Origin of the sequence: Coleofasciculus sp. E2-BRE-01 (assembly GCF_040221695.1) — a bacterium.
In the GTDB taxonomy this organism is placed as follows: domain Bacteria; phylum Cyanobacteriota; class Cyanobacteriia; order Cyanobacteriales; family Coleofasciculaceae; genus Coleofasciculus.
In genome coordinates, this window is the sequence record NZ_JAVKEA010000087.1 from 20,078 (window position 1) to 28,519 (window position 8,442).

General features: G+C 44.5%; 10 protein-coding genes and 1 pseudogene. 6 read left to right on the top strand and 5 right to left on the bottom strand.

What is annotated here, in order from left to right:
• Window positions 1-53: 53 nt before the first annotated feature.
• Window positions 54-701, bottom strand: coding sequence for a DUF1294 domain-containing protein (locus RIG66_RS10630; RefSeq protein ID WP_446377804.1), 648 nt, complete (start codon window positions 699-701; stop codon window positions 54-56).
• Between the two features lie 183 nt (window positions 702-884).
• Here RIG66_RS10630 and RIG66_RS10635 point away from each other — a divergent pair, with 183 nt between their 5' ends.
• The 3 genes and pseudogenes from RIG66_RS10635 to RIG66_RS10645 all read left to right on the top strand — a co-directional run.
• Window positions 885-1,232: a PadR family transcriptional regulator gene (locus tag RIG66_RS10635; protein ID WP_006100165.1), complete on the top strand. Its 348-nt coding sequence runs from the start codon at window positions 885-887 to the stop codon at window positions 1,230-1,232.
• 189 nt (window positions 1,233-1,421) lie between these two features.
• Entirely contained in the window at window positions 1,422-1,871 is a 450-nt protein-coding gene (locus RIG66_RS10640) for a hypothetical protein (RefSeq protein WP_446377806.1), read from the top strand.
• Window positions 1,872-2,267: 396 nt separating this feature from the next.
• A pseudogene (locus tag RIG66_RS10645) lies at window positions 2,268-2,357 on the top strand (adenosine-specific kinase); the annotation flags it as partial.
• A gap of 57 nt (window positions 2,358-2,414) precedes the next feature.
• Here RIG66_RS10645 and RIG66_RS10650 read toward each other — a convergent pair.
• From RIG66_RS10650 to RIG66_RS10660, 3 genes are all read right to left on the bottom strand, one after another.
• Window positions 2,415-2,630, bottom strand: coding sequence for a hypothetical protein (locus RIG66_RS10650; protein ID WP_446373506.1), 216 nt, complete (start codon window positions 2,628-2,630; stop codon window positions 2,415-2,417).
• Window positions 2,631-3,231: 601 nt separating this feature from the next.
• Complete coding sequence (locus tag RIG66_RS10655; RefSeq protein ID WP_446377809.1) at window positions 3,232-3,708, bottom strand: BON domain-containing protein; 477 nt, start codon at window positions 3,706-3,708, stop codon at window positions 3,232-3,234.
• 208 nt (window positions 3,709-3,916) lie between these two features.
• Window positions 3,917-5,716, bottom strand: a complete 1,800-nt coding sequence (locus RIG66_RS10660; RefSeq protein ID WP_446377811.1) for a general stress protein — start codon at window positions 5,714-5,716, stop codon at window positions 3,917-3,919.
• Between the two features lie 451 nt (window positions 5,717-6,167).
• Here RIG66_RS10660 and RIG66_RS10665 point away from each other — a divergent pair, with 451 nt between their 5' ends.
• The gene (locus tag RIG66_RS10665) at window positions 6,168-6,440 is read left to right on the top strand and encodes a GlsB/YeaQ/YmgE family stress response membrane protein (RefSeq protein ID WP_446377813.1); all 273 of its coding nucleotides are present in this window, start codon (window positions 6,168-6,170) and stop codon (window positions 6,438-6,440) included.
• A 277-nt stretch (window positions 6,441-6,717) separates the two neighbouring features.
• Window positions 6,718-7,428, top strand: coding sequence for a helix-turn-helix domain-containing protein (locus RIG66_RS10670; RefSeq protein WP_446377815.1), 711 nt, complete (start codon window positions 6,718-6,720; stop codon window positions 7,426-7,428).
• 140 nt (window positions 7,429-7,568) lie between these two features.
• Here RIG66_RS10670 and RIG66_RS10675 read toward each other — a convergent pair whose 3' ends face one another.
• Window positions 7,569-7,937, bottom strand: a complete 369-nt coding sequence (locus RIG66_RS10675; RefSeq protein ID WP_446377817.1) for a hypothetical protein — start codon at window positions 7,935-7,937, stop codon at window positions 7,569-7,571.
• A 310-nt stretch (window positions 7,938-8,247) separates the two neighbouring features.
• On the opposite strand from RIG66_RS10675, the gene RIG66_RS10680 reads away from it, so the two are divergent.
• On the top strand, window positions 8,248-8,394 hold the full coding sequence (locus RIG66_RS10680; RefSeq protein ID WP_446377819.1) for a hypothetical protein: 147 nt from the start codon (window positions 8,248-8,250) through the stop codon (window positions 8,392-8,394).
• The last annotated feature ends 48 nt before the right edge of the window (window positions 8,395-8,442 follow it).

Sequence of the window (8,442 nt, forward strand, 5' to 3'; positions counted from 1 at the left end):
ACACTTGTATTTATTTACTATTCCAGTTTCATATTTTTTGTCCCTTTGTCCACTCAATTAAATAAATGTTTGAACAGCCAAGCGCTCCAAAACATGATATGAAAAGCCACAATTGCCCAAAATACGACTTGGTAAGAATTTTTGCTACTTTTGTGGCGTAGAGTGCGTTGAGCAATGAATGCGCCTAACCATCCACCTGCTAGTTCGCACAAATGTAACGTTTTTTCAGGTATCCTCCATTCTCCTGTTCTAGCACGGGACTTATCCTGAGCATAAAGGACAAAGGTTAACCCACTCATGATCAAATACAGCAGGAGAGGAATTAAATTTGATGTTATTGATGCCAAGTGAACTGAGCCGCCGATAGGAAATAGAGATAAAAACAAAACTTCCCAGACTAATGAAGACGATTGTGTTCTCTTTTTCGATCGCTTTCTTTTAACAGAGGTTTTGGCTAACTGTTTAGAACTATGCTGAGATGCCGTTCCTTCGATGACAGCATGACTAGCACGAAGTTTTCCTTTCTTGCCAATAGTTAATTGATAACGGATAATGTCACCGACTTGGGGACGGCGATTAGGATTCTTTAATCCAGTGATATGCAGAAAAACGTTTTGATCGCCATGATCGGGTTTGATAAAGCCAAACCCTTCTTCGTCTTTCCAAACTGTTAATTGACCTTTATGCGTTTTGGGTTTCATCCATAAAACTCAATGCTAACTATAGAGGCGAATCCAGCGCCTACTACGAACGAACCGCGATCGCGTTTCTTTTTCTGGCTTTATTATAGAGGCGCTGAAACGCCTACTACGAACGGAGCCATCGCCCCCTATATTCAAAAAGTGAATATATAATGAGATCATGAATATAAAAGGGATGACCCGATGGCTACTCGCAACAAAGACGACACGCTGAATCTGACGCTAATCGAAGAATCGATCCTGAATGCGCTGATGTATCGAGAACGCTATGGATTGGAGATTATGAGTGCGATCGCGCAAGCTAGCAACGGTGAACGCACAATTGGCTTCAGTTCCCTTTACCCCACCTTGCGAAAACTGGAAAAGCGGGGTTTCGTTACCTCTCGCTGGGGTGATGAAGCGCCAGAAGAAACCACAGGCGCACGCCGACGTTATTACAAAATTACAGGTTCTGGCTTGCAAGCCTTGGAGAAAAAGCAACAATTCCTCACCGCCTTACAGCATTTGCAACCTGCACTGGGAGAACTCTAATATGATGCACCGAAACCGTCACCGCCGCCGCGTCGTTCCGCAAATAGTACGTTTGATCTGGCGTAGTGTACAACCGATCGCTAAGCTGTCATGCATTTAAATTGGGTATTAGTAGCGAGCAAGATGCTCGCACTACCATCCTTTCGTCATTATTGACATTAAGGTTTAAATGCCGAACAGCTTAAAGCGTTGATTTATCTAACCGTTGAATTTACCGTCTACGTTGCTATCGGTGGACTCGCGATCGCGCTTTTCTGGCTGGGATTACCCAGCTATGTCGCATTAGGATTAAGTATCGGGTTAGTGATCCTCAGCTTCACCGTGAGTTTTCTGGCTTACCGACAACATCGCCGGATCACTAGGCGATCGGTCAAAACCGATGCTTCTGCGACTATTAAAGGGGATGTTCAATTAGCTGACTGGATTGCTCAAACCCTTGCCATAAAAGCACCTCAGGAGTGGGAGGAATACCAAGATTGGCTACATGATATTTTACTGGATCGTCGCCAACGTCTAGATCAGGGTGATCCTTATTGGCGGGTAACGGCTTTAACCTACTGGCGATTAACTGGACTCTGCATTACCGTCAGTTTGATCAAGCTGAGACGACTTGCGATCGCGGCGAGACGAATGCGTTAAGAATTTTCCATGATTGCGATCGTTATGGATGAATGATGCGAAACACCTGTTCCGTGTAGGGGCGACCCGCTTGCACGAATTCAAAACTCCATTCCACTCAATTGGGTCGGATCGCCCTCTACTCAATGAATGTCGAGATCGGTTCGTCCTGATTCGCCAAGGACAAAGGACAAAGGACAAAGGACAAAAAAAAAAGAGAGTCACCTAAGCAACTCTCTAGATTATCAGGGTGCATCTACTAAGCATAATCATAGCCATTGGGGGTGAGGGGTGTCACCCCCTATTTGCAAAAAAGATATTGAGTTTTGTAAAGAAGTGGCAGCATAACCCGTGATCCGTGACCCCTGACCGATGACAATAAAAGCTGTAATGTAGGTAGCGCAAGAGGAGACAGCCATGGAACTGAAGTCAGTTCCCCTAGAGCTTCCGGAAGGGTGTAATATCATTATCGGTCATAGCCACTTCATTAAGACAGTGGAGGACTTGCCGATTCAGAGGAACTCAAAATTGCCTCATCCGTTAAGAGAAATTTTGCCACTAAGCTTAACTCACCCAAGACATAGGATTATCCTCTCCCGTTGAGGACGGGGTAAACAGCATCAACTGGGACAGTGCTGGCTGGGATAAATCTGTGAGTTGTCGCCCAAAAATAAACTCGCTGTAATCAGCTAGATTATCAAGTCCTAGAAGATTGAGCAATATCTCAGCCGCTAACCATACCGTTGTTTTTGCCAGCAATGCTTTCCAGTTTACCGTCATGGATGTGTCCCCCTTTGAATAAAAAAGTGGCAGGTGGTGAACGCCAACGATTTATTGCATCACTAGGATAGGCGGAGACTTGGAGGAACAAACACCGTGATTTTATCCAACTTCAGGGGTTAGTTGAATCAGTATCCGTAGATCTACTGATAAAACAGGTTTCACTAGAGAAATTTAAAGACTATGAATCCACAAAACACAGATATAGCGCTACGCGCTAGGCTTTCTTGCAATAGACAATAGGCAATAGTGAAGAAAAACACTGACTCATCAAGGGATTGAGCGATTTAAATTTTTCTTTTTTTGTCCTAACCTTAGAGCGTAGTGCTATAACTCAACTGTACTTGATACCCTTTGGGCGATATTGGGGGAACTGCATCAGAAATTAGGCGATCGCTTCTTCTATGATTCTTCTAGCAATCGCCATAGCGTTTAGGACGCATCATTTGGTAGAGACGTTGCATGCAACGTCTCTACAACCGTTCGTTTGTCCTAATTGATGTGTCTACTGCTATACAACAAAAAAAAGCCAAACCTTAATTTCCAATAAGATTGGCTTTGGGGGTTAATTAAATTAATTATTGAAACAAATTGCAGGGTTTTAATTATTCTCCTTTGGTTGTGCGGGAGCAATGGCAGCTTTAACATTCACAGACTGAACCCCTTTAATTTCTTTTGCCAAGGGTTCAATTCTCTCAAATTGTTCCTGAGTGGGAACCGTTCCCGATACAATTACAGCACCGTCTTCTGCTTTAATCACTAAAGCACCGGCGGGAAGATTCGCTTCGAGTTTACTGCGAACTTCGCTCTCTAGGTCATCGTCACTTCTACCTTCAGCCGCACCATCATTTAAGGCATTATTGCGCTGCTCCCGGGCGCGAATGTCAGCATTAAGTTGGTTTTGGCGGACTTGACTTTGACCGTCTTCCTGGCTATCTTGAGCCTCATCAGCGTCTGGAATTTCTGCGGGATCTGTAATTGTATTTGGCGCATCTGCACTGGTTTTAGCACCGTCGGCGCAGGCTACGGCGCCAAAGAGCATCACACTAGCCAAGAGAACTGGGGTGAATTTTTTCATGGTTTTTCCTAAGGTTGAAAACAGTAAATAAGGATTAACACCCTTACGTTTTGGTAACTGTTGAGAAAGAACTTCCTGAAACCATCAGGTCGTATAATTCTCAGAACCGGGTTTCTTGATGAAGGGATGAAAAACTATCCTCCTTTAAACATTGAGAAACCCGATTGATGAACGCGCTCACTTGAGAGCCTTTTGCCTTTTGCTGGTATTAGAAGGTTTGATGACGACGGTCAACGATTACGACTTCAGGATCATCACTGATCCGGTTAGTGCCATGAGGTTGCTTAACCTGACCCGTAGTCGAATTATAAATTCCCCAATCCTGCATTCCATGACCACGCAAAATGGTTTCAGCCTGATGAATTTGGGCTTGGGTGCCTTCTACCATGACCAGAAATGCACCTCGGTTGAATCGGTCATGGAATAAGGAATGACGTTGTCCGAGAAAGCCGAAGGCACTATCAAAGCGATCGCGAATGGTAAGATTAGGTATCAAGTTGTGGCGCTGATAGTCCCGCGCAATCACAGATACTTGATTCATCGGAAAATCGGCATCATATAATTCCTGGATTGCTGTATCCATATTAGGGCGACTGGAGAATGTACCAACCGCCCGATGATGGTGTCCTAAAGAGTGGGAAGTATTAGCCATGGAATTACTCCGACGAGAGTGATCAGTATTAAGTCCGTCAAAAATCTGCCAGTCTTGGACACCGTGACGATGCAAGATGGCTTCGGCGCGACGGATTTGATCTTCTTTGTCTTCTAGGATTAGCAAGTATTCACCCTGGTTAAATCGGTTGTGGAAGGCGTGATTACGTTCTCCCAGAAAGTCTAAGGATGTCTGATCAAAGCGATCGCGAACACTTAAACCCGGTATCCAGTTGTGGTGCTTCTTGTCTTGGGTAATCAGAGAAACGTGGTTCAGGGGAAAGCCAGCATTACTCAATTCCCCGAGGGCGGCTTCCAGGTTATGACGCTTCTTAAAAACACCAATGGCATGGTGATGGCAAGTGGTGTCAGCATGAGGACTACAGACAAGAACTTGACCCATCTCAGAGGAGTTGTGATCCGGTGCATCAAAACTCTCCCATTCCCGAACACCATGACGATTCAAGATGGCTTCGGCGCGACGGATTTGGGTGCTTGTACCCTCTAAAATGATCAGGAATTCACCCCGCTTGAATTGGTCATGAAAGAACTGATGACGATCATTGAGAAAACCCAATGATGTCTTATCGAAGCGATCGCGAACATTCAAACCCGGTATCCAGTTATGGTGATCCTGATCACGGGAAATTATGGAAATTTGACTGAGAGGAAAACCCACCTGCTTTAATTCGCGAATGGCAGCATCGGTATGGTGATAGTGGGGAAATACACCAATGGCACGAGAGTGATGGTGATCTAAATGATGATCAAAAGTCTTGGCGGTGACAGGGGGCTTACCAGAGGGCGCCACTTTCGGCGTATCAAAAATATCCCACTCTTGAATCCCGCGATGGTGCAAAATGCGTTCGGCACGTTGGATTTCGGCTTCGGTGCCTTCTACGATGACTAAATAGTCTCCGCGAGAAACTCGCTCATTGTACACTTTGGCTCGGTGTTCCGGAATGCCTAACCCAATGAGTGCGCCAGCTAAACTACCTGCGGCTGCTCCGATAGCTCCACCTGTCAAAGTGGTTGCGATCGCGGTTGCTGTTGCACCGGCTAGTAAAATCGGTCCGACGCCGGGAATGGCTAAGGTACCCAAACCGACTAACAAGCCTGTCAAACCTCCTAATGCACCTCCGGTGACGGCGCCTGTTGTCGCACCTTCGTCAGCTTTGTTACTTACTTTCTTATGTCCATTCGTTCCACCGATCTGATTAGGTCGATGTGAATCCTGTGTGATCACGGAAATTTTATCCATCGGGTAGTGAGAACTTCTCAGGTCTCTCAGTGCCGATTCAGCGTCTTGGCGGTTGGGAAAAGTGCCTATCGCTCGTTTATGGTGTCTTAAAGTCATTTATTTTTCTCCCAGTAGGAAAGTTTTTTCGCCGTTTTCTGGTCTATTCTTCCCATTTAATCTCTGATTTATAGCGACTTACTCTACCTGAGTGAATAACTTTTTGTTTATGTACAATGATAGATGTTTTTTGTTATTGAAAAAGCTTTAATAAAATAGCTTGTCTTAAGGAGTATTTCTTTTTAGCTAAGTACAATTACTAAAAACATAGCATTTTCTTATCCGGAAAGCAACGTGATGAGCTTTCCAGTTTCCAGAATTGTGTCGGGGCTTCGTTGAGCTGTCCGCGTCAGGGTGTTTTTGGCAATAAAACGAGTTAGTTTATTTGAATAATACTTAATTAAAAGCTGAAGGATTTAATCATTCAGCTTATTTCTGGGGATAGAGGTTTAATTTGGACGAACAAGGATAAAGTAATAAACATCAAAAAGAATTTGATTTTAGGAAAACCATGAATATCTTGGCTTGGATTGTTTTGGGTGTACTGGCTGGTGCAATTGCTAAGGCAATTTACCCAGGTCATCAAGGTGGCAACATTATTTCCACTCTATTACTGGGAATAGTCGGTGCTTTTTTAGGTGGAACCTTGGCAACACTTCTAACGACGGGGGAATTAGCCATGACAGCAACATCGTTAAGTATTCCCGGTGTTGTCGTGGCTGTTTTGGGGGCGATTATTGCCATCTTTATTTGGCAACGGTTTGTTCAACGGGGTGTTTCTTAAGTCAGGGAAGAATGTTCCAGACATATCAGGGTGCGTCTGAGAACAGGGGAAGGAATCAACCCAGTTTTTGTGATTCTTGCAGAACTTACGCTGTACTGTTGAATTACTGTTTGTCGGGGTAGGATATCTCCTACCCCAACTCTATGGCGTGTCGGTGCGTCAGTCTAAGATATAGCGCTACGAGGATACGTTAGGACATCAGTTGGACGTGAGGCTTTTGACGAAAAACAGCTCAAGTCTGTCAAAATACTATAACAATTCCCGATCAGTTATACTCATGTCCGCATCTAGCCATAAGAATCAGTCTGCCCCGAATTACACCCAACAGTTACAATACCTCATGCAGCAGGTAGATGTGTCCAGTTTTCGCCAACTGAGTCGCGTCAGTGGTGTGTCTGAACGACAACTGAAACGTCTGCGACAAGGAGAGGTATCGCAAATGCGGGTAGAGACGCTGCTGAAATTATCGCAGGTATTGCAAATATCGGTCGATCAATTGCTAACCTTATTTTCACCCGAATCAATCTCCCCGATGACGCCGCCGCCGCGCGATCGCACTCCATCGAGTTCTGAAATTCCCACACGGCAAAGCCTCGATAACCTCAAGCAGGAATACCACCGACTACAACAGCAATTCGCCGAACAACGCGAAACCCTGCTACAGGAATTTCAGCAATCGAGTGTGCAGGTATTAGAATCATGGTTATTACAGTGGCCCACAGCCGCTTATGCGGTAACTCAGAATGACCAGTTACCCGCTATCCGATTATTGCCCCTAATCAAGCCAGTGGAACAGCTTCTGCAACAATGGGGCATAGACGCGATCGCCTCAGTTGGTGATGAATTGGCTTATGATCCCCAATGGCATCAATTAATGTCGGGAACCGTTCAACCCGGAGAGGTGGTGCGAGTTCGTTATGTTGGCTATCGGCAAGGTGATAAATTATTGTATCGGGCTAAAGTTAGTCCGGTGAATAATGAAGGATAAAATATTTTTTTTAGCCATTGTCACACTCGCTCCCTTGAAAAAAAAGCTACGTTTATGTAAGGGTTTGAGGCTTGTTTACAAAACCTATTACAGTATCCGCAGTAGGAGTAATTCATGAATTCCCCCTACAGCTAGTGGTTTTAATCTTGATAAAGCTTGCCCACATTACAGGCTTCTTCGGTAATCCAAAAGCGAAAATCTAAAATTGAATAGTCTTGTTTTTCCTGTCGGCGGGAACTGCCTCGACATTCAGAACGGGTCAGAAAATTGTGCGGGGAAGGTCGAGGCTCTTTATTACTACTTGCCGTTGTTGAATTCAAGGTTAAATCTCCTGTAGGTTTAAAAATTAGCAGTTTTTGATTTGGTAAAACCACCCATTTACAATTAGCACAAATAGTTGCTTGGTTAGTTGATAAATCGTTAAATGCAGGTATAGCATGACTAGCGGCGGCAAAGGTTAAAGTTGCTAAAATGCTAGTGCTAGCTAGACGAAGTAAGCATTTAGTCATTTATCGACCTAGGGTTAGGTTGCTGATTTTTATTGTCGCATTCTTATTTAAACTAAAATTCGGTTTTATTGAGGAGTTTAAAAGACCCAATTTAGGCGTAGTCATAGTTGACATTAATGATCTAGGGTTTTTGTTCTAAATTTTTAATGTTTTCTGAGAGTTACCTCAATTATCCTGAATTTAACTCAACCGGAAACCGTAGGGACGCACGTCGGTGCATCCGTGTCAACTTAAAGCCACAATTCTTGCCAACTCCCGGTAGATCCCCGACTTCTTCGTTGAAACCCTGATTCTCACCAATGAACTAGATTTGATCGGGTTTCTGCCCATTGCCCATTGCCCAGCGCGTAGCGCTATACTCCCCCATTGGTGTCAACTTAAGGTGAAAGCTCGGTTGAGCAAGGGTGTCGGGTGTCGGGTGTCGGGTGTCGGGATGGAATTGTCTGTTGGAGCCTAAAAAATCTCACACCTACCACCATTCACCTCACCTATTCATCCACAATGT